The sequence below is a fragment of the Stenotrophomonas muris genome (assembly GCF_052751275.1).
This window is the reverse complement of sequence record NZ_CP199879.1, coordinates 4,447,022-4,467,714: the sequence shown is the minus strand read 5'-3', so window position 1 is coordinate 4,467,714 and position 20,693 is coordinate 4,447,022. Positions and strand designations below refer to the sequence as shown.

Genomic DNA, 20,693 nt, shown 5'->3' with positions numbered 1-20,693 from the left:
CGCCGGGCATGCGATGATTCCAGCCATGAAGATCTATCTTGTCGGCGGCGCCGTGCGTGACCGCCTGCTACAGCGACCTGCCGGCGACCATGACTGGGTGGTGGTCGGCGCCACGCCCGCGCAGATGGAAGCGCAGGGCTTCACCGCCGTCGGCCGCGATTTCCCGGTGTTCCTGCACCCGAAAACCGCTGAGGAATACGCGCTGGCGCGCACCGAGCGCAAATCCGGCCGTGGCTACCGCGGCTTCGTGGTCGATGCCGACCCGGCAGTGACGCTGGAAGAAGACCTGCAGCGCCGCGACTTCACCATCAACGCGATTGCCTGCGACGAAGACACCGGCACGCTGGTCGATCCCTACGGCGGTGTGCGCGATATCGAGCAACGCGTGCTGCGCCATGTCGGCCCCGCGTTCGTGGAAGATCCATTGCGCGTGCTGCGCGCGGCCCGGTTCATGGCGCGCTTCGCACCGCTGGGCTTCACCGTCGCCGAAGAGACCATGGCGCTGATGCGCGAGGTCGCCGCCAGCGGCGAGCTGGACGCGCTGGTGCCCGAGCGCGTCTGGCAGGAGCTGCGCAAGGCGCTGGTCAGTGAACGGCCCTCCGCCTTCCTGCGCACGCTGCACGATGCGCAGGCACTGGGCCCGATCCTGCCCGAGCTGGAAGCGCTGTATGGCGTGCCGCAACGTGCTGAGTTCCACCCCGAGGTCGATACCGGCATCCATCAGGAAATGGTCAGCGACACCGCCGCGAAACTGGCGCCGGGCGATGACCTGGTCGGCTTTGCCGCGCTTACCCATGACCTGGGCAAGGGCCTGACCCCGCCGGAGGAGTGGCCGCGCCACATCATGCACGAGCAGCGCGGCATCAAGCCCTTGAAGGCACTGTGTGCGCGGTTGAAGATTCCCGCCGAACACCAGCAGCTGGCCGAAGCGGTGTGTCGCGAGCACTTGAACGTGCACCGCATCGACGAACTGCGCGATGCCACCGTGCTGGAACTGCTGGGCCGCTGTGATGCGCTGCGCCGGCCGGAACGCGTGGCCCGCATCGCACTGTGCTGCGAGGCCGACAAGCGCGGCCGGCTCGGCTTCGAGGACGCCGACTACCCCCAGGGCGAAACGCTCAAGCGCCTGCACCAAGCGGCGCTGTCAGTGCAGGCGCGGGATCTGGATACCACGCATCTGAAGGGCCCGGCCATCGGCGAAGCGCTGGCCAAGGCGCGGGTGAAAGCCATCGCCGCCGCCCGCTGATCCGCAACCGCCGTGGCGGCCGCGCACCGACTCCCATGGGTAGTGCCGGCCGCTGGCCGGCACCCCTATATCACTGGCTTCAGTGCGCCATCCCACGGGTAATCGCCGCCGCACGCTGCTTCAGCTGGGCCACGGCATCGGGAATCATCTCCATGCCCACGTCCAGGCCCGGGTTCAGCACCAGGCCGACGCCGTCGCCGATACCGGCCAGCAGCGCGTGCACCGCGATCGGCATGGCATGCGCAAACTGCGGCAGCTGCTCGTGCCACAGGCCGGCGCGCTCGGGCGCGGTGAACACCGCGAACATCGGCTCGCCGCTCTCGCTGGTCAGCACCAGCGGCGAGATGCTCTCGTCCCAGGCGCCATCCTCACCAATGGCCTTGTCCAGCAGCACGAACGCCGTCGAGGTCAGCAGGCCGTCGAGGAACTGCGCTGCGGTCAGCGTGCCGTCCTGGGCCTGCAGCAGGCGCACCTCGAGATCGTTGAGGGGTTCGAACGGGGTGTCGTGGTCCATGGTCGGTTCCGGTACGTGGTTGCAGGCTGCAACTTTAGCAGGCCGGGGGTGAAGCACCGCAGCGCATCGGCAGGGACTCGCGGGGCGTCAGTGGCCGATGTACCAAAGCGCCCAGCGCTCTCCGGCCTGGGCCCCGCCATAGAGATTCGGGGCCGTCCGGAAGTCTTGATGGCTTTGGGAGGAAAGCATGGCGGGCAGGATACGGCCGGCCGCAGATGCTACGAACCCTGCTACCCCACCTGAACCGCTCGACGGGGGAATTGTTAAGACCTGCTTCGACAGTCTGACGAAATCGTCAATGTGTCCAATTCGCTTGTGACCGTGTGCCGGCGCCGCTCCACTCAATCCTGAAAGGACGTTGAGACTGGCATGACCAACAGCTTTGAGCACGACTGGAGCGGGTCGTATAGTCGGATGACGTAGAGCAATGGAACGCCGATGAACGCTACCTCGCAAGGCCTCGCGCCACAGGCATGCATGGATGGAGGCCAAGGAAGCTGGCAGCACGAGCGGCGCAACCTGTCGCATGTGCCCCGTAACGCGGTACATCGCGCCGTCTTCCTCGGCCATCCCTCCTGTCCAGCCGATCAAGGTTCAGGGCAATCCTGCCGGCATCCTCACGCGCAGAGAACCGTGCCCCGTAGTAACCCTGAAGATGCGCCCCCCCGTAGTACCTCGATCAGCGACATGGACCGCTCATGCTGAAACCCTGCCCCCACCTCACTCACGTTGTGTTGATCGCCTTGATCACACTGGCCGTTTCTGGATGCAACAAGGAACGCTCATACCCGGTCTATCGCGAGAATCCTGCACCCAAGGATGCGCTACCGATTGTGATTCGGGTCCACGATGCACCTGTGGAGCTTGCTCTCCCGAAGGTTTTCGTCTCCTACGAGATAGATCCGCGCTGCCTCCCACCGATCAGCAACTACGAGGGTGTGCAGTACGCCCCCCAACGGCAGTCAGTAGAGTTCCCAGTACAACGTGTCAGTGCAACCGAGTTCAGCAGCACCGTGTTCGAGGACGGCATGGCAGTCGCTGACTATTACGGGCGCGGGCCATGCGAATGGAAACCCAGCATCATTCGGGCTTCATTCCCAGTCATTTCCGAGGGACGCGAAGGCTTCATATCAGTTGCCGTCCACCATCTCGAACTGAAGAAACTACTCACGTCGATTTCGTACGCAGACAGTCAGATGACCCTGCAAACAAAGAGTTCGACGCCGGGATGGGTGCGAACGCAGTCCCAGTATAGCTACGACAGATTGTCTGATATCGAGAAGCAGAAGTACTTTCCCATAGAGATATCGTCTCCTTCGAAAGGAATCGTCCCATGAGACCTCTAACCAATGCAGCCCTGGCCAATGCAGCCTACTCCCCACCGTCACATCCAGCTCCAGGCGATAAGGAATCGCTGCGCGTTGATGGTGAAGACTTCGAAGTTCTAGGGCGACGTGACGCAGTCAGCGGCTATCAAGGCGTTGTGTACCGGAACATCAAGACCAACGAGATCATCATCGCCCATCGAGGCACCGAGTTTGATCGCCAGGCCATACTTGATGGCGGCGTCGACGCAGCGATGGTCAGCGCCAGAGTCAACGCACAGATTGATGATGCGCTCGTACTGACCAAGCAGGCAATCAAGCAAGCTGAGGACAACGGATATGGTCCGGTGTACGTCACTGGACACTCCCTAGGCGGCGCACTCGCGCAGATCACTGCCCACCACTACAACCTCCCTGGCGACGCCTTCAATCCCTACGGCGCTGCCGGGCTGGCGTATCGCCTGCCTGAAGGCCAGCCGGCCAGTGCGGCGCCCTTCACCAACCATGTGATGGCGGGCGACCTGGTTAGTGCGGCCGGTCCTCATTACGGCAAGGTTGAGATGTACGCACTCCCCAAGGAACTGGGAGTCCTGCGCGATGCCGAGCAGGGCCAGCGCATCGCCTCGCTCGGATCGCTTGGGATGAAAAGCGGCCATGTCATGTCCGCTGCGATTGCGGTCCAGTTGGGTGATTCCCATCGAATGGTTCACTTCATTGACCGTATGACGGACAAGGGTCCAGTGCAGTCCGTGCTGGACGCCCCCGAGGCGCGGATCACAGATGCCGAGGACCTGCGCCGGATAGCGGAGTATCGCAAAGACATCCACCAGTTGCGCCTGGGAGCAACCGTACTTGTCGGTGGTGGCCCTGGACTCCTGCGCGACGGGGTCAATTACCTTCGCGGCACCGAGGAAGCCGGAGCATACGCCCGTCGCGAAGCCGAAGCCGTGCAGCGCGCAGAAAACGCATTGAAACCAGGGGAGCGTTTGCTCCAAGAGGCAACCGAAATGGGCTCGCCCTCTCTGAGCAACCCAGGCTTCACTCCCAAGAGCTCATTGCAGGAGAGCATCGAGTCAACCTTGGACAAGGCAGGCCTGGATCCCAGAAAGGAAGGCCACCCCGACCATGCGCTCTACCGGCAGATTCGCGACGGTGTATCGGCCGTGGATGCCAGGCACGGGCGCAGCTTCGATGAAACCAGTGAGCGTGTGACGGCCGGCCTGGTTGCAACGGCCAAGCGCAGCGGCCTGGAACGCGTCGATCATGTTGTCTTGGGCAACGCTCCCAGCGATGGTTCAGGCCCTCGCATGTTCGTCGTGCAGGGAGCGCTCGACAATCCGGCGCACCTGCGGGCATCGATTGCGGTCAGCGAGGCCGTCAATACACCTGTAGAGCAGTCGCTCGCCAAGGTCGAGCAGATTTCGCAGGCCCATCAGGTCGCTCAACAAGAGCAAACCCAAGAGCAGACCCGAACAGCGATCCGCATGGGCTAGGCCAGCGTGGATTGCTTGGCCCACCCGAGGCTAGCGCCCGCTGGAACGGCCTGCTGAGGCTATGTCGGCCCGCCCTCTCCCTAGGAGGAATACAGGTTCCGCCACATCCAACCGGCCACCGCCAGCGCGGCGACCCCTACCAGCATCAACGGCAGGCCGAAGCGGTGCCGCCACGGGATCGGCACCCCGCCCAGCTGCTGGTCCATGGTCTCGGTATCGAGCACCCAGCCGTGCTCGCACCGGGTGCAGGCCAGCTCGTAGCGGCGCTGGTAGGTGAAGCCGAACAGCAGGTCGATGCGCGCCATCTTGTAGCGCAGCTGCGGCGCGAACTCGGTTTCCGTCTGGCAGCGCAGGCAGTGGTGCGCTTCGGTGGGGCCGACGATCAGCACCCGTTCCTGTTGGCCGATCAGGATCATGTCCGGTTGCCCTGGCAGGCGGGCTGGGCCAGCAGCCAGGCCTGGGCGGCGGCCACAGTGGCGGCATCACCCTCGACGCGCTGGTCGGGTTCGATCTTCAGGCCATCGCCACGATCATTGCGATCCCGCATCACGCTGGTGGTTAGCAGCAGGCGACTGCCATCGGCAAGCGTGTGCACGACATTGCCGGTGGAGACGCCCGCGGTCGGCTGGCCGAAACTCCGCGCCTGCGGGCGGCCACGCCACGCCAGCACCGAGGCCTCGCCCGAACTGGCGGTGCGGGGCCCGAACAGCACCGCCACCGGCACGCCGGGCTGCCGCAGCACATAGCCGGACTGGCCAAAGTCCAGCACCGACTTGCCTGCACGCTGTACAGCGGTCGCGGTCAACGTCCAGCGCTCCGGCCCCTGTGCGGTTTCGAACGACCCCACATCTTCGCTGTTCACTACCGAGGTGCGCAGCAGCGGTGCCATGCCCAGCAGCATCGGCCACATGTTGCCACCGCTGTTGTCACGCAGGTCGACGATCCAGCCACAGCGCGCGCCGTCGTCCTTGCTGCGGATGACCTGCTGCCATCGCGCGGCACGCTGGATGTCCTGGCGGAATTTTTCCTGCGGCGTCGCGCCTGGCGAGGAGGCATAGCCCTCGATGACCACCCAGCCGATGCGCGCATCCACCGCATCAGCGGCCTTGGCCCGGTCCACGGCGGCGGCACCGGCCTGCTGCGCACGCGCGAGGGATTCGCGCTGACGCTGGGTCGTGGTCCACGCACCATGGTGGCCGGTGCTGAGCGCAATGGCTTCGCGCAGAACGGCCAGCCGTTGCGCGGGATCCCCCTGCGCCGATTGCAGGCGGATGCGGATGGCGGGCCAGTCCACCCGATCGCGATACAGCGCCTGGCGTTCAAGCAGATTGAGGATCTCGGCCTGGGCCTCCGGCGAGGGCACCTCGACCGCGCCTGGCGTATCGGCCATGGCGACGGTCGCCAGCAACACGAGCATCAGCGCGCCGATGCGACGCACTCCCTTGCGAACCTGCATGCGACGCTTCCTTGTCGTTGAATCAGGACCGCAGCATAACCGGGGCATGATCGCTTGCGCCACGCGCGAACTGTCGTATCCGGCCCGGTCGCGGGTTGCAGCAAGGCGGCTTGCGTGCGGTCACCACATTGCAACTTTGCCCATGCCATCGCGGCGCACAACGCGCCAAGGTGGCCCCGTCGGCGCTTCCTGCGCTGACCGGGATTGGCGTCCTGAATCAAACATCGAAGCGATCGATTTGCCGCATCAACGGCAATCGCGACAATGCACCGGCTTGCCCATGGTGGGCGGTGCGTGGGGATCCTCGTGATCCGTCGGCTTTTTCGCTTTGATTTTGACCGGCACGCCAACCCGCACCGCCCGCCACCTTGCGCTTCGCAGGTGGCCTTGCCTCGTGAGGTTGCCGCCATGAACACGCCCTACCCCACCTATCCACGCCTGCAGGCACTGCTCGGCGCTGCACTGCCCGGCCTGCAGCTGTCCAACGCCGCAGCCGAAGCGTTGGAAGATGCGCTCACCGAAGTCGACGAACAGGCGCCGCCCTCCGCATTCTTCGCGCGGCTGCGCGGCATCGCTCACAGCCACGCGGCCGACGGCCAGGCGTGGCGCGAACGGCAACTCAGCGAGGCGCGCGGCCGGGACCTGGCCGAGGCGACGCGCTGCCTGGCGGCGGTGTCTGCGTGTGGGGGCATCTTGTTGGCGGCGCAGTCGGCACGCGAGATGGATGATGCGCAGGCGCAGTGTCCGCCACAGGTGGAGGAAGGGTTGCTGCATGCGGTGGTGGTGCTGGCCGATCATGCCGGGGCGTTGGTGGAACCGGATGCGTGCGCACCGCTGTTGTAGAGCCGAGCCTATGGTCGGCTGCGCGGAGGTCATGGCGCCGGTGGGATTCGTGCCGACCAAGGTCGGCACCTACCAGAGCAGTGTCATGGCGCCGGTGGGATTCGTGCCGACCAAGGTCGGCACCTACCAGAGCAGTGTCATGGCGCCGGTGGGATTCGTGCCGACCAAGGTCGGCACCTACCAGAGCGGCGTCATGGCGCCGGTGGGATTCGTGCCGACCAAGGTCGGCACCTACCAGAGCAGTGTCATGGCGCCGGTGGGATTCGTGCCGACCAAGGTCGGCACCTACCAGAGCGGCGTCATGGCGCCGGCGGGATTCGTGCCGACCAAGATCGGCACCTACCAGAGCAGCGTCATGGCGTCGGTGGGATTCGTGCCGACCAAGGTCGGCACCTGCCAGAGCTACGTCATGGCGCCGGTGGGATTCGTGCCGACCAAGGTCGGCACCTACCAGAGCTACGTCATGGCGCCGGCAGGATTCGTGCCGACCAAGGTCGGCACCTGCCAGAGCGGCGTCATGGCGCCGGTGGGATTCGTGCCGACCAAGGTCGGCACCTGCCAGAGCGGGTCGGACATCTGCACCGGGCGCTACCAGTCCGCACGCAGGCCGATGTTGCCTTCGATGACGCGGCGCTTCTCGTTGCGGTCGCCGCCCAGTTCGCGAGTGTAGTCGGCCACGGCATAGGCGCTGATCGTTCGGTTGAAACGCCCGACCACACCCACGCCGGCTTCCAGCGCGCGTGAGCGCTGCGAATTGACAATCACGTCGTTGTCGAAACGGATGCGGTCTTCACCAGAACGGCCATGCCAGTAATTGAGCTTGAAATACGGCTGCCAGCCGTTGTCAGCCAGCTGGTAATCGCCGGCAAGACGCAGGCCGATGCGGCCGGTCCAGGCGTTGTCGTTGTCGAAGCGCACACTCGATACTTCATCGCGACGGTCATCCAGCGAAGTGCGCTGCCAGATCACCTGCACCTGCGGTTCCAGCCACCATGCGGACTGCCCGAAGTGCAGCAGCGGCTTGCCCGCCTCCACCGACACGCTGGTACCGTCGCCGCTCAGGCCGAAGCCGAGCCCACGCGAGGAACGCACGCGGCCGTCGTAGCGGCTCTGCATCGCCACGGCGTCGATGTAACCCCCACTGCTGTCGGTGAAGGTCCAGTACAGGCCCACGTGCTTGTCATCCAGGCGGTTCTGGCCTACCTGCACGTTCTCCCAGCCCAGTGCCAGACCCGTGGTCTTGCCCTGCGCGCGGGTGCGGCCAACGAATACGCCGATCTGGTTGCGGTGGTTGTCAGACGCCGCAGCCCACACGTCGAGACCGGCCTGCAGGCCCATCACATCGCCATCGAAGCCCGGCTGCGCATCACCCTTCCAGTGGATCTCGCTGCTCTGCCCCACCAACCGGCCCCAGGCGGTGCGGAATATGCCCTGGTTGTACAGCAGGCGCTGTTCGCCCTGCCGCTCGTGGAAGGTACCGAGGCTGGCCAGCGAGGTCTCGCGCAGCAGCGGTGGCACCACGGCGTAGGCGGCGGTCTCCACGCGGTACAGCGGCACCACCGCGCCTTCGGCCGGGCGTGCACCCGGCGTTGGTGGGGTGCCGGTACCGGGCAACGCACCGCCGGCCACCGGCACGTCCGGCACCGCCGGGTCGCTGGGCGGCGCCACCGGCGCCGGTTCCGGTGGCGGCGGTGGCGGCGCGGCCTCGCCGGCGGTCAGGTTCGGATCGGTAGCGCCTTCAGGCGGCGGCGGCGGTGCCGGGGTGATCGCCGGCGGCGGTGCGACCGGCGGCGTCAGGGGCGGTGGCGTGGCAGTGCCGCCGCCGTTGGGTGCCGGCGTTGGTCCGGTCACCAGCGTCGATCGCAGGTACCAGTTCTCGCTGGTGCCGGCGCTGACACCACCCTTGAACAGGAAGTACTCGTAGGCACCGGCTGCAACCGGTGCGAACAGCGAGAACGCGCCCGGCGCAGTGCGGCCACCATTCAAGGCCTGCACCACCAGGATGCCATCGGCCAGCGTGGCGGCGCCGCTGCCGCCGGCATTGAGCACGCCGATGCCGGTGGTACCGGTGGCGGTTCCGCCATCGATCACCAGGCGGTCGCTGCTGGAATTGTCCGCGCCCAGCACGGTACGCAGGTACAGGCCACCGCCGTCACCACGGTAGTTGCCACGCACGGTGAACACGTCGCCTGCGCCGGTACCGGTCAGGTCGATGCGCCCGGCATTGACCATCTCCACCAGTGCACCACTGTTGAACGGACGGACTGCATGGCCGCCACTGCCTGCGTAGACGGTGCTGGTGTCATCCACCGTCAGCGTTCCGGTGCCGGTACTGCTGTCGCCCAGCACCAGGTCGCCATCAAAGGTCAGCTCGGTGCTGTTGGCCAGCCGCAGCGTCTCCCAGTTCTGGAAGCGGCCCACGCCGGCAGTCTTGACGTTGTGGAAGTTGAGCTGGTCGATGCCACCGCCACCGTCGAACAGCGGCACCGCCCCCAGGTTGCCCTGGTTGAGGTTGCCGAGGTTGGCGACGTCGTTGTCCGGCCCCATGTCGATCGCGCCGTAGACGATGCCGCCGCCATTCCAGTTGAAGGTGTCGTTGCCAGTACTGAGCAGTACCTGCCCGCGCACGGTGCCGTCGGTGATGGTCACGCTGTCGTTGCCGCCGCTGACGCTGATGTTGCCGCCGATGTAGGCGGTACCCGAGATGATGATGGTGTCGGTATCGAAGCCGGTCACCACGTTGCCGTCCACGGTGCCGCCGGACTGGTCCCACAGGTTCTTGTCCAGCTTCATGTTGACCCGGCCGATGCGGCCAGCGGTCATCCACGCCTGGTCACCATCCTCGAACGCACCGATGATGCGGCCACCGCTCATGCGGAAGGTATCGATGTTGTCGCCCTGCTGCAGCGCGCCGACCGTGCCGCCACTCATGACGAAATCATCGCGGCCACTGCCCTGCGCCACCACGCCGGTGACGGTGCCGCCGGTGACGGTCATCTGGTCATCGCCACTGCCCTGGTCGACGCTGTCGATCGTACCGTTGTCCAGCAGCAGCGCATCATTGCCATCGCCCTGCAGCACACTGCCGCTGATGCTGCCAGCCTGCATGTCCAGGCGATCATTGCCGGCACCGAACTGCACGCCGGTGCGCCCGCTGATCGTTCCGCGGTTGACCAGCACGCTGTCGCCGGCGCCGACGAACTGCAGGGCGGTGTTGTTGCCGGTGCTGATGCTGCCCGAGTTCTCGACGCGGCTGCCGCCACCGAGCTGGACCGCCACGCCGCCCACCGAACTGATCGTGCCCAGGTTGGACAACAGGTGCCCACCGGTCCCGACAAGCGAAATCGCGCTGCTGCCACCGCTTTGCTGCAGCTGCGCCGTGCTGGCGACAGTGACGGTGATGCCGGCGGCGGCATTGGCGGTGACGGGAACGGTCTGCGGGTTCGGCGCGTTGGCATCGCAGGTGACCGTCTGGCCGGCGAGGGGGGCGGCGCTGTCACAGCCGGCCCAGGCGACGCTGGCGGTCAACAGCATGACGGACGGAACAGCCAGGGCCTGCAGTACGGAGACAGTGAGGCGGCGCGGACGCACGGCGCGCGGGACGGCACGGGACATACAGCACTCCTGGACAGGGGATCAGGAACTGCGGATATGCGGTACTGCGGGCTCAGTCTGCGCCATGGTGAACCGTTTCGACAGGTGAATTTGCGTGCCGATCATCACAGTTCAGATGCGAACTTGATCGGGCATCACCTGACCTCTACGTGCCTGAAATCGTTCACCTTTGCGGAGTCATGCCCATGCCTGGATGAGGCGGCCTCCCGGGTTGGGTCAGAGCCCTTTCCTGCGGAAAGGGATCCGACCCGGAGCCGTCACTGCGGAAAGGGATCCGACCCGGAGCCGTCAGATCTTCAGATAGATCTTCCGCCGGTCCAGCCACCACGCCACGCCCCACCACAGCGCGACGAACGCCAGCGCCTGCAGCATCGACGCCAGCTCGAGCGCGTGCGGCATCGCGGCGGCCAGTTGCTGCCAGATCCAGCCCCACGCGCCGGTCGCCATCAGCGCCACCGACATCACCGATGCGCCAAGATAGGCGGTAATTGCATTGACCCCGAAGCGCCGGCCCAGTGCGGGCCATCCCTTCTGGTCGATCAGCACGTGGCCCAGCCACAGTGCCAGCGCGGCAAGGCCCCCGGTCCACAGCGCGTAGCTGGGCGTCCACAGCTGCTTGTTCAACGGCAGCACCATGGCCAGCAGCAGCCCCAGCACGGCGGTTGCCACACCCAGGCCAGCCAATGCCGCCGCACGACCGTTGCGCAGCAGGCCACCGGCAATCAGGCCGAGCACGGTACTGGCCAGCGCACCCAGCGTGCTCAGCAATCCTTCCGGGTCATGGCCCAGTCCGGTATCGGCGTGCCACTGGTAGATCCACGGTGCGAACAGCGTGGTGTCCAGGCGGCTGGCCGGGTTGGTCCATGGCGCCAGATCACCGATGCCCAGCAGCAGCACGGTGTAGCCCACCAGCAGCGTGACCAGCACGCCAGCCTGCACGCGCGGCCGCGCATACACCGCCAGAACACCCACCAACGCTGCGCATACCGCAATCCGCTGCAGCACGCCCCAGATGCGGAAGTGATGGGTATGCAGCGCCCACCAGATCAACAGGTGCAGCAACGCGCCGGCGAGCAGGATGCGCAGTGCACGCTCCAGCACCCCGCGCGCCAATGCTGGCCGTGCAGCGGCATCCAGCGCGCGCGGTGCCACGCTGAAGGCCATCGACATACCCACCAGGAACAGGAAGAACGGGAACACCAGGTCGGTGGGCGTGCAGCCATGCCATTCCGAGTGACGCAGCGGCGCGAACACCGCACTCCAGTCGCCCGGATTGTTGACCAGCAGCATCGCCGCCACGGTGATGCCGCGCAGGGCATCGATCGAGCCCAGACGGCGTGGCGGCGTACTGTTCATCAGGCGGCCTCGTACTGTCCGGCAATCCAGGTACCACGCACCTGCAGGGCGTCATCCAGCAGCACCAGGTCGGCCTGGTAGCCCTCGGCGATGTGGCCAAGGCGGTCGTCGACGTTGAGGAACTGCGCCGGATAGGTCGACGCCATGCGCGCCGCTTCGGCCAGCGGTTGGCCGAGCAGCTGCACGGTATTGCGCACGGCGGTGGCCATGTCCAGCGCCGAGCCGGCCAACGAACCGGCGGCATTGCGCACCACGCCATCGATGGCGGTGATGGTTTCGCCATACAGCACGTAGCTGGGATCGTCGGCTCCAACCGGCGGCATCGCATCGGTCACCAGCAGCAGGCGACCGCGCGGCTTGGCCGCCAACGCCACGCGAAGGCTGGCCGGGTGCACATGCACGCCATCGACGATGATGCCGATCCAGCTGTCGCGGTCTTCCAGCGCAGCGCCCACCGCGCCGGGCTCGCGGCCCTGCAACGGCGACATCGCGTTGTACAGATGGGTGAAGCCGCGCACGCCGGCATCCAGGCCGGCGCGGATCTCTTCGTAGGTGCCTGCAGTGTGCCCAGCAGCGACGATCACGCCACGCTCGACCAGCGCACGGATGGTCTCCAGCGGCACGCGCTCCGGCGCCAGCGTCAGCAGGGTCACGCCATTGTCCAGCGACGCGGCCAGTGCGATCTCTTCTTCATCCGGCACGCGGAACTTGCTGGCATCGTGCGTACCCTTGCGTGCCGGCGCGATGTACGGGCCTTCCAGGTGGATGCCGATCACGCCCGGCACGCCCTGCGTGATGGCCTCGCGCATCGCACCGATGGCTTCGCGCATCACCGCCACGTCATCGCTGATCAGCGTCGGCAGCATCGCGGTGGTACCGAAGCGGCGGTGCGCCTGCGCGATGGTGCGCAGTGCCGCCACGTCCGGCGTGTTGTTGAACAGCGCGCCGCCGCCGCCATTGACCTGCACATCGATGAAGCCGGGCAGCAGCCAGCCGCCCCCCAGGTCCACCTGCTCGGCCGCGTGGCCCAGCTGCGGTGCTGCGTCGGGCAGCAGCGCGCTGATGCGACCGTCCTCGATCACCACCGCCAGGTCGTCGCGGAACTCATCGCCGGCCAGGATGCGGGCATTGCGCAGCACCGTCACCATCACACCGTCTCCGTAACCTTGTTCAGATGCGGCGGCAGGTCCGGGTTGAAGCCACGGCGCAGCGCCAGCGCATTGATGGCGCGATAGAAGCTCTGCACGGTCAATAGCGGTGCGCACAGCGGATGCGGTGCGGCCGCCACCGGCAGGTTGCCGCCAGCACCGGCCAACCATACCTGCGCGCCGCGTGCGGTGAACTCATCGACCACCGCACGGGTACCGGCGCCGGTTTCGTCCGGCTGGGCGAAGGCCAGCACCGGGAAACCACGATCAACCAGCGCCATCGGGCCGTGCTTCACTTCAGCCGAGCTGTAGGCTTCGGCGTGCAGGCTGCAGGTTTCCTTGAACTTCAGCGCCGCTTCCTGCGCCGCACCCAGGCCCAGGCCGCGGCCGAGCACGAACAGGTTGGTGGCCTCGACCAGGCCCTCGGTCACCGCGCTCCAGTCGCACTGCCAGGCTTCACGCATCGCGTCCGGCAGCAGGTCCAGCGCCGCACGCAGGCTGCTGTCCTGCTTCCAGTACGCGGCCAGCTGCAGCAATGCGGCCAGCGAGGCCAGGTAGCTCTTGGTCGCTGCAACGCTCTTCTCGGGGCCGGCATGCAGCGGGATGACCGTGTCGGCCAACTGCGCCAGCGGTGAATCCTCGACGTTGACCAGCGCGATCACGCGCGCGCCGGCGGCCTTGGCCGCCTCGGCGTTGCGCAGCAGGTCCGGGCTCTTGCCCGACTGCGAAATGACGATGAACAGTGCGCCGCGCAGCTGCAATGGTGCGGCGTAGACCGAGCCCACCGATGGCGAGGCCGACGCGACCACCAGCCCCAGCTGGGTTTCCAGCAGGTACTTGCCATAGGTGGCGGCATGGTCGGAGCTGCCGCGTGCACAGGTAACCACGAACGGCGGCGGCGCGGCACGCAGGCTGGCGGCCAGGGTTTCCAGGGTGGCGTGGTTGCGCGAGAACTGGCGCGCGACCACGTCGGCCGCTTCAGCGGCCTCGGCGAACATCAGGGTAGCGGTGGGGTCTGACAGCGACATGGCAGGCTCAGGCAGGATCGGAAGGAAGGGGGCGTGCGCCGGCCGGGCGCATCGGCGCGGTCGAACCGCGCACCACCAGCTGCGGCACGAAGCCCTGGTTGTGCAGCGGTGCCGGCGCATCGTCGTAGGCGTCGCTGCGCAGCTGCGCGATCAGCAGGCGCGCGGCATGGCGGGCGATGTCTTCGGTGGCCTGCTTGGCGGTGGTCAGCGGCGGCCACGACTGGCGCGAGAACGGGCTGTCCTCGAAACCGGCAATGGACAGGTCGTAGGGCACGTTCATGCCGGCCGACTTGGCGGCGGCCAGCACGCCGGCAGCGATTTCGTCGTTGGAACCGAAGATGGCGGTAGGCGGTTCGCGCAGCGCCAGCAGGCGGCGCGCGCCACGGAAACCGTCGTCGAAGGTGTAGTCGCCCTGCACCACCAGGTGCTTGTCCACGGTCATGCCGTAGTCCTTCAACGCGGCCTCATAACCGGCATAGCGTTCGCCCGAGGAGCGGTGCGAGCTGCCGCCCCAGAGGAAGCCGATGCGCTGGTGCCCCAGCTGGATCAGGTGTTCGGTGATCTCGTAGGCGGCCTCGCGGTCGTCGACGAACACGCAGGCACCGTCGGCCGGATCTTCGGTGGCCGCAATGATGCGCACCAGCTTGATGCCACGCGCGGTCAGCGCCTGGATCAGGTCGCGGCGCTCGGACATCGGTGCGGTCAGCACCAGCCCGGCCAGGCGCGAACGCTGCACCCAGTCAGCCAGTTCATCGGCCAGCAGCGGCGAACTGGAATCGCAGGGATGGATCTGCAGGCCGAACCCGGTCTCGCGGCAGGCGGCGAGCACGCCGTTCTGCACGCCGATGATGTGGTACGGGTTCGGGTTGTCGTAGACCAGCCCGATCACGAAGGTGGTGCCGCTGCGCAGGTTGCGCGCGGACGGATCGGGTTCGTAATCGAGCTCGGCGATGGCACGCAGCACCCGCGCGCGGGTGGCCTGCATCACCGAGGGCTCGTTGTTGATCACCCGCGATACCGTCTTCAGCGAGACCTTGGCCTTTTCGGCAACGTCCTTGATGGTCGCTCTGCGCATCGGTTTTTCCTGGGGTTGGCTGCCGTCCATCATCGCCGATCAGCTCCGGTCCTGCGGCAGGCCCACGCGGTGGCCCACCACCGAATAGAACAGGATGTACAGGTAGCAGGGCACCATCAGCAGCACGAAGGTCAGCTGGAAATCGATGTGCTGCTTGAGCAGGGCGAACAGCTGCGGAATGATCGCGCCACCGGCGATGCCCATCACCAGCAGGGCCGAACCGGTTTCGGTGAAGCGCCCCAGGCCGCGGATGGCCAGCGGGAAGATGGCCGGCCACATCATGGCGTTGGCAAAGCCCAGCAGGGCCACGAAGGCCACCGACACATAGCCGTGCGTTGCCCACGCGCCCAGGCAGAACACCACGCCCAGCACCGCCGAAATGGTCAGGTAGCGCGACTGCGACACCACCCGCGGAATCACCAGCAGGCCGACCACGTAACCGACCAGCATCGCGCCCAGGGTGAAGGCGGTGAACATCTTGGTCTCGTCCAGCGGCAGGTTGAAGCCATGGCCGTAGGTGCCGATGGCATCACCGGCCATCACTTCCACGCCCACGTACACGAACAGGCACAGCACGCCCAGCCACAGGTGCGGGAACTGGAAGATGCTGCGGCGCTCGACCGCACCGGCGGCCACCGGCGTAGCGTTGGCTTCGGACGATTTGATTTCCGGCAGCGGCGAGAACAGGATCGCCACCGCCAACACCACCAGCAGCGCCGCCATGGCCAGGTACGGGGCATGGATCTTGGCGGCGAACTGGTTCAGCAGCACGGCTTTGGTCGCGGCATCGGCCGCCTGCACCTGCACGTCCAGATCGCCAATGCCATGCAGCACCACCGTGCCGATCAGGATCGGCGCCAGGATGCCGGCGATCTTGTTGCAGATGCCCATCAACGCGATGCGCCGCGCCGCCGTTTCGATCGGCCCAAGGATCGAGATGTACGGGTTGATGGCCGTCTGCAGCAGGGCCAGGCCGCTGCCGATCACGAACAGGCCGCCCAGTGCGCCGGGGTACCAGCGCTGGGTGGCGAATTCGCCGAACAGTGCCGCGCCACCGGCCATCACCAGCAGGCTCAGGCTCAGGCCCTTCTTCATGCCGGTACGGCGCAGGATCCACGACGCCGGCAGGGCCAGGAAGAAGTAGGACAGGTAGAACACCATCAGCACCAGGAAGGCGCCGACCTCGCTGAGCTCGAAGGCGAGCTTGACGAAGGTGATCAACGGGCCGTTGAGCCAGGTGAAGAAGCCGATCAGGAAGAACAACACGCCGACGATGGCGATGGAGGTGGCCACGTTCGGGCGCGCGCTTGCAGCGGGGACGGCGGACATCAGGAGGGCTCCTGCGGCGACAGCCGCAGAACGCGGCGTCGGAGAGTGGCTGGGAACAACGTTGTCACATTCTTTCGATGGACAACGGCGGTTTGTCAACTTCCGTCCGACGCCCCCTGCGCCTCATGTTGCACTGCGCAAGGCAGTCGTCGTGCATCACGCTGAATGCGCTGAGCGGCTTGAGCCCCATGGCACAACGGTTCCCGCGTGAATCCCGCATTCACGCCATGTAAACGTTTACCACGTGGCGCATTCGTTGCGGCGCAGCAACGAAAGTGTCACGAACTCGTTGACATCGTTGTCAGCGCGGTTACAGACTCCGGCCCAATCGCCGCTCCCGATCCCGGGGCCGGCCCCACCTGCAGCAGGAGCCCGCGTGACCGCCAGCCACCCCGCCCCGGCCCATGTCCTGTCCCGCGTCGCGCCCTCGTTCCTGGCCGCCGACGTCGGTGGCACCCATGTGCGCGTGGCCCGGGTCCAGGCCAGCGGCGATGCCGCCCATCCGGTGCAGGTGCTGGAATACCGCAAGTACCGCAACGCCGACCACGCCGGTCTCAGCGCGATCCTGTCCGACTTCCTGGGCGAAGGCCCACGCCCCACGCACTGCGTGGTTGCCAGCGCCGGCTACGCCCGCGAGGACGGCACGGTGATCACCGCCAACCTGCCGTGGCCACTGTCGGCGCGCCAGGTGGAGGCCGATGTCGGCCTGCAGCGGGTCTACATCGTCAACGACTTCGAAGCGGTGGCCTATGCCGCTGCGCAGGTGGACGCCAGCGGCGTGCTGCACCTGTGCGGGCCGGACACCGGCACGCGTGGCCCGACCCTGGTGGTCGGCCCCGGCACCGGCCTCGGCGCCGCGCTGTGGATCCCCACTGCGCATGGTCCGGTGGTCCTGCCGACCGAAGCCGGCCAGCCGACCCTGGCGGCCAGCACCGAACTGGAAATGGCCATCGTCCGCCACATGCAGCGCGACCGCGCCCACGTGTCGATCGAACATGCGATCTCCGGCCCGGGCCTGATGAACCTGTACCGCGCGGTGTGCGCGCTGCAGGGGCAGGCACCGACGCTGGCCAGCCCCGATGCGGTCACCGCCGCCGCCATGGCCGATACCGATGCACACGCGCGCCAGGCGCTGGATGTGTTCTGCGGCCTGCTCGGCAGCACCATCGGCGACATGGCCCTGTTCTATGGTGCCCACGGTGGCGTCTACCTGGCCGGCGGCATCCTGCCGCAGATCCGCGAATACCTGCACGCCAGCACCTTCGTCGAACGCTACCTGCAGAAGGGGCCGATGGGCGAAGCACTGGCACGCATCCCGGTGAAGGTCGTCGAACACGGCCAGCTGGGCGTGGTCGGCGCTGCCAGCTGGTACCTGCAGCAGCAGTCGGCCGCCTGACACCGCAACAGGCTTCAACGCAATCGCAGCACGCAGTACGTGGCACGCCAACGCACGGGACTTCGCCGCCGCCCCGCGCATGTCATCGCAACCGTTATCGAACACCGCCGCCGGCATCCAATCGAGTGATGAGGAGAGACATCATGAATACCCGCAAGACCCTGCTTTCGGCCGCCATCGTCAGCTGCATCGCCTTCAGTGCGCACGCGCAGCAGGCTGCCCCGACCGCCACCGACCTGGACACCGTGACCGTTACCGGCATCCGTGGTTCGATGGAAAAATCGCTGGACACCAAGCGCGAAGCCAATGCGCGCGTGGAAGTGGTCACCGCCGAGGACGTGGGCAAGCTGCCGGCGCACAACGTCGCCGACACCCTGCAGCGCCTGCCGGGCGTCAACATCAGCTCGTCCAGCGCCGATGAAGGCGGTTTCGACGAAGCCGACCGTGTCAGCCTGCGCGGCACCAGCCCGAGCCTGACCCAGACCCTGATCAACGGCCACACCGTCGGTTCGGCCGACTGGTTCGTGCTCAGCCAGGGCAACAACGTCGGCCGCAGCGTCAGCTACTCGCTGCTGCCGTCCGAACTGGTCAGCTCGGTGGAAGTGAACAAGTCCTCGCAGGCCAAGCTGCAGGACGGCGGCACCACCGGTACCGTCAACATCATCACCCGCAAGCCACTGGAATTCTCCAAGCCGTTCACCGCGGAAGGCTCGATCGGCCTGGTGCGCTCGGACCAGGCCAAGTCGAACGACCCGCAATATTCGGCGCTGTTCAACTACAAGAACGACGAAGGCACCTTCGGCGTGATGGTGCAGGGCTTCAGCCAGAAGCGCGAACTGCGCCGTGAAGCGCAGGAAATCCCGGGTGGCTTCTTCAAGATCGGCGCAAACGATCCGGTCGCCAAGACCAATCCGGACCTGATCGGCGTCAACGTTCCGGGCCTGCTGGGTTCGACCCTGTTCGAACAGACCCGCGAGCGCAAGGGCGGCCTGGTCTCGCTGCAGTTCAAGCCGAGCGACAGCCTCACCCTCGGCCTCAATGGTTTCAGCTCCGAGCTGAAGGCGAACAACTACAACCGCAACTTCATGATGTTCGGCAACAGCTTCGCCAAGTCGCAGGCGCCGGATCCGGGCTATGTGGTCAAGGACGGCGTGCTGACCAACGCCAACTACAAGGGCGTGCCCGGCACCGACTATGCGGTGTACGACATGATCTACCGCGAGTCGAAGGCCAAGTCGAGCTATGTCACCTTCGATGCCGACTGGCAGATCAGCGACAGCCTGACCGCCAAGTTCCAGGCCGGCAGCACCAAGGGTACCGGCGAGACGCCGCGCCAGTACATCGCCGAGGTCACCCTGGCCAACGGCGGCGGCGCCAGCTGGGCTACCCACGGCAATGGCTCGCCGATCGACTGGAACGTCGGCGGCGACATCTCGCCCAACGGCGTGACCAGCTTCGGCACCTGGGGCAACCAGCAGGTCACCGCTGAAGACAAGGAGAAGTGGGCCACGCTCGATTTCAACCAGTACTTCAACGATGGCGGCGTGCTGAGCTCGATCGACTTCGGCCTGCGTTTCGCCGACCACAAGCGCGAAGCGCTGTCGCCGGAAGGTGCAACCCCGGGTGACATCTGGAGCGCGCTGAAGAACGGCGCGACGGCCAACTATCCCAGCGGCTTTGCCGGTGACATCGGCGGCACCTTCCCGCGCAACCTCTGGTACTTCACCCCGGGCGCGCTGAAGGACGCGGTGACCAACAACTCCACCTGGCTGGCCGGCAATGATGGCCCGACCGGTCGCCACAACTATGGCGCCGAGTGGAAGGTGAAGGAAAAGAACTTCGCCGGCTACGTGCAGGCCAACTTCCGCGGCGACTGGTGGAGCGGCAACGTCGGCCTGCGCTACGTCAACATCAAGCAGGACATCGACACCTACAACGCCGTCAGCAAGGCCGCCGATGCCGATGTCAGCAGCCTGTTCGGCATGTGGGAGCGCCTGGCCTTCCAGAACAAGCGCAACCGCGTATTGCCCAGCGCCAACATCAAGTTCGACCTGGACGACTCGCTGGTGCTGCGCGTCGCCGCCTCGCAGACCCAGACCCTGCCGGACTACTCGGCACTGGGTGCCTCCTCGTACGGTTCGGACCTGAACCGCACCGGCGGCGGTGGCAATCCGAACCTCAAGCCGACCCTGTCGACCAACCTGGACGCCAACCTGGAGTGGTACTTCATGCCGCGCGGCCTGCTGTCGGTGGGCGCGTACCACATGAACCTGAAGGACTACATCGCCTTCGACGTGGTCTCGCGCCAGCTGTACAGCGAACTGACCAACCAGCTTGAGACCTACCAGATCTCCACCCCGATCAATGCCGACGGCAAGGTCACCGGCGTGGAAGTGGCCTACGAACAGCCGATCGGCGAGTACTTCGGCGTCAATGCCAATTACACCTACGCCAACGGCACCACCTCGCACACCTGGTCGGACGGCTCGCACAATCTGCTGGGCACCTCGAAGAACACCTACAACGTGGGTGCCTACTTCGAGAACGAGCGCTTTGGCGCCCGCGTCAGCTATACCCGCCGTTCCTCGTTCCTGATCAGCCTGTCGGGCACCAATCCGTACTACCAGGATGACTTCGGCACGCTGTCGGCGTCGCTGAGCTACAAGGCCACCGACTGGCTGAGCATCACCCTGGATGGCCTGAACCTCAACAACCCGACCTACAAGTACTACCAGACCGCGGCCATCCCGACCTCGTTCTACAGCAACGGTCGCCAGTACTACCTCAACTTCCGCTTCAAGTACTGATCCAGCGGCGGCAACATCGCCGAGTCGTGCGCGCACGCCGGGCCTGGGTCATTCCGGGCCCG

Annotated in this window: 16 protein-coding genes; 7 read left to right on the top strand and 9 right to left on the bottom strand. The window is 66.3% G+C overall.

The annotated features are described in order from the left end of the window. The first annotated feature begins 25 nt into the window (after nucleotides 1-25). Complete coding sequence (locus ACUVWL_RS20695) at nucleotides 26-1,246, top strand: multifunctional CCA addition/repair protein (protein ID WP_053495110.1); 1,221 nt, start codon at nucleotides 26-28, stop codon at nucleotides 1,244-1,246. Between the two features lie 79 nt (nucleotides 1,247-1,325). Here the strand turns inward: ACUVWL_RS20695 and ACUVWL_RS20690 are convergent, their stop codons facing one another. Beyond that, nucleotides 1,326-1,760, bottom strand: a complete 435-nt coding sequence (locus ACUVWL_RS20690; RefSeq protein ID WP_005419309.1) for an SseB family protein — start codon at nucleotides 1,758-1,760, stop codon at nucleotides 1,326-1,328. Nucleotides 1,761-2,458: 698 nt separating this feature from the next. Between ACUVWL_RS20690 and ACUVWL_RS20685 the strand changes: the two genes are divergently transcribed. Both ACUVWL_RS20685 and ACUVWL_RS20680 read left to right on the top strand, forming a co-directional pair. Continuing rightward, nucleotides 2,459-3,097, top strand: a complete 639-nt coding sequence (locus tag ACUVWL_RS20685; RefSeq protein WP_241887109.1) for a hypothetical protein — start codon at nucleotides 2,459-2,461, stop codon at nucleotides 3,095-3,097. After that, a complete protein-coding gene (locus tag ACUVWL_RS20680) occupies nucleotides 3,094-4,578 on the top strand; it encodes an XVIPCD domain-containing protein (protein WP_445978711.1) in 1,485 nt (494 codons plus the stop codon). Before ACUVWL_RS20685 ends, ACUVWL_RS20680 begins: the two co-directional genes overlap by 4 nt. An 80-nt stretch (nucleotides 4,579-4,658) precedes the next feature. On the opposite strand, the gene ACUVWL_RS20675 is transcribed toward ACUVWL_RS20680, so the two are convergent. Further along, nucleotides 4,659-4,994 (bottom strand): hypothetical protein, encoded by a 336-nt coding sequence (locus ACUVWL_RS20675; RefSeq protein ID WP_049440307.1) that lies wholly within the window; start codon nucleotides 4,992-4,994, stop codon nucleotides 4,659-4,661. Then, complete coding sequence (locus ACUVWL_RS20670; RefSeq protein WP_445978710.1) at nucleotides 4,991-6,034, bottom strand: S41 family peptidase; 1,044 nt, start codon at nucleotides 6,032-6,034, stop codon at nucleotides 4,991-4,993. Before ACUVWL_RS20670 ends, ACUVWL_RS20675 begins: the two co-directional genes overlap by 4 nt. A 408-nt stretch (nucleotides 6,035-6,442) precedes the next feature. Between ACUVWL_RS20670 and ACUVWL_RS20665 the strand changes: the two genes are divergently transcribed. After that, nucleotides 6,443-6,877: a hypothetical protein gene (locus ACUVWL_RS20665; RefSeq protein WP_445978709.1), complete on the top strand. Its 435-nt coding sequence runs from the start codon at nucleotides 6,443-6,445 to the stop codon at nucleotides 6,875-6,877. A 31-nt stretch (nucleotides 6,878-6,908) separates the two neighbouring features. Beyond that, nucleotides 6,909-7,547, top strand: a complete 639-nt coding sequence (locus tag ACUVWL_RS20660) for a hypothetical protein (RefSeq protein WP_445978708.1) — start codon at nucleotides 6,909-6,911, stop codon at nucleotides 7,545-7,547. On the opposite strand, the gene ACUVWL_RS20655 is transcribed toward ACUVWL_RS20660, so the two are convergent. From ACUVWL_RS20655 to ACUVWL_RS20630, 6 genes are all read right to left on the bottom strand, one after another. Next, nucleotides 7,466-10,492, bottom strand: a complete 3,027-nt coding sequence (locus ACUVWL_RS20655; protein WP_445978707.1) for an autotransporter family protein — start codon at nucleotides 10,490-10,492, stop codon at nucleotides 7,466-7,468. The genes ACUVWL_RS20660 and ACUVWL_RS20655 overlap by 82 nt on opposite strands. A gap of 288 nt (nucleotides 10,493-10,780) precedes the next feature. Next, complete coding sequence (locus tag ACUVWL_RS20650) at nucleotides 10,781-11,848, bottom strand: acyltransferase family protein (RefSeq protein WP_445978706.1); 1,068 nt, start codon at nucleotides 11,846-11,848, stop codon at nucleotides 10,781-10,783. Further along, nucleotides 11,848-12,996 carry an N-acetylglucosamine-6-phosphate deacetylase gene (nagA, locus tag ACUVWL_RS20645; RefSeq protein ID WP_049439947.1) on the bottom strand — a complete coding sequence of 383 codons (1,149 nt, stop codon included), beginning with the start codon at nucleotides 12,994-12,996 and terminating at the stop codon, nucleotides 11,848-11,850. The genes ACUVWL_RS20650 and nagA overlap by 1 nt, the downstream gene beginning before the upstream one ends. Further along, nucleotides 12,996-14,024, bottom strand: a complete 1,029-nt coding sequence (locus ACUVWL_RS20640; RefSeq protein ID WP_049439950.1) for an SIS domain-containing protein — start codon at nucleotides 14,022-14,024, stop codon at nucleotides 12,996-12,998. The genes nagA and ACUVWL_RS20640 overlap by 1 nt, the downstream gene beginning before the upstream one ends. 7 nt (nucleotides 14,025-14,031) lie before the next feature. After that, nucleotides 14,032-15,099 (bottom strand): LacI family DNA-binding transcriptional regulator, encoded by a 1,068-nt coding sequence (locus ACUVWL_RS20635; protein ID WP_005411045.1) that lies wholly within the window; start codon nucleotides 15,097-15,099, stop codon nucleotides 14,032-14,034. 39 nt (nucleotides 15,100-15,138) lie between these two features. Then, entirely contained in the window at nucleotides 15,139-16,428 is a 1,290-nt protein-coding gene (locus tag ACUVWL_RS20630) for a sugar MFS transporter (protein ID WP_445978705.1), read from the bottom strand. A gap of 376 nt (nucleotides 16,429-16,804) precedes the next feature. On the opposite strand from ACUVWL_RS20630, the gene ACUVWL_RS20625 reads away from it, so the two are divergent. Next, entirely contained in the window at nucleotides 16,805-17,824 is a 1,020-nt protein-coding gene (locus tag ACUVWL_RS20625; protein WP_049439954.1) for a glucokinase family protein, read from the top strand. Nucleotides 17,825-17,967: 143 nt separating this feature from the next. After that, nucleotides 17,968-20,631 (top strand): TonB-dependent receptor, encoded by a 2,664-nt coding sequence (locus ACUVWL_RS20620; protein WP_032960229.1) that lies wholly within the window; start codon nucleotides 17,968-17,970, stop codon nucleotides 20,629-20,631. Nucleotides 20,632-20,693: the final 62 nt, after the last annotated feature.

Bases quoted from the DNA above. Each gene is read 5' to 3' on its own strand.
- ACUVWL_RS20695 (WP_053495110.1), top strand. From the start codon at position 26: ATGAAGATCTATCTTGTCGGCGGCGCCGTGCGTGACCGCCTGCTACAG.
- ACUVWL_RS20690 (WP_005419309.1), bottom strand. From the start codon at position 1,760: ATGGACCACGACACCCCGTTCGAACCCCTCAACGATCTCGAGGTGCGC.
- ACUVWL_RS20685 (WP_241887109.1), top strand. From the start codon at position 2,459: ATGCTGAAACCCTGCCCCCACCTCACTCACGTTGTGTTGATCGCCTTG.
- ACUVWL_RS20680 (WP_445978711.1), top strand. From the start codon at position 3,094: ATGAGACCTCTAACCAATGCAGCCCTGGCCAATGCAGCCTACTCCCCA.
- ACUVWL_RS20675 (WP_049440307.1), bottom strand. From the start codon at position 4,994: ATGATCCTGATCGGCCAACAGGAACGGGTGCTGATCGTCGGCCCCACC.
- ACUVWL_RS20670 (WP_445978710.1), bottom strand. From the start codon at position 6,034: ATGCAGGTTCGCAAGGGAGTGCGTCGCATCGGCGCGCTGATGCTCGTG.
- ACUVWL_RS20665 (WP_445978709.1), top strand. From the start codon at position 6,443: ATGAACACGCCCTACCCCACCTATCCACGCCTGCAGGCACTGCTCGGC.
- ACUVWL_RS20660 (WP_445978708.1), top strand. From the start codon at position 6,909: ATGGCGCCGGTGGGATTCGTGCCGACCAAGGTCGGCACCTACCAGAGC.
- ACUVWL_RS20655 (WP_445978707.1), bottom strand. From the start codon at position 10,492: ATGTCCCGTGCCGTCCCGCGCGCCGTGCGTCCGCGCCGCCTCACTGTC.
- ACUVWL_RS20650 (WP_445978706.1), bottom strand. From the start codon at position 11,848: ATGAACAGTACGCCGCCACGCCGTCTGGGCTCGATCGATGCCCTGCGC.
- nagA (WP_049439947.1), bottom strand. From the start codon at position 12,996: ATGGTGACGGTGCTGCGCAATGCCCGCATCCTGGCCGGCGATGAGTTC.
- ACUVWL_RS20640 (WP_049439950.1), bottom strand. From the start codon at position 14,024: ATGTCGCTGTCAGACCCCACCGCTACCCTGATGTTCGCCGAGGCCGCT.
- ACUVWL_RS20635 (WP_005411045.1), bottom strand. From the start codon at position 15,099: ATGCGCAGAGCGACCATCAAGGACGTTGCCGAAAAGGCCAAGGTCTCG.
- ACUVWL_RS20630 (WP_445978705.1), bottom strand. From the start codon at position 16,428: ATGTCCGCCGTCCCCGCTGCAAGCGCGCGCCCGAACGTGGCCACCTCC.
- ACUVWL_RS20620 (WP_032960229.1), top strand. From the start codon at position 17,968: ATGAATACCCGCAAGACCCTGCTTTCGGCCGCCATCGTCAGCTGCATC.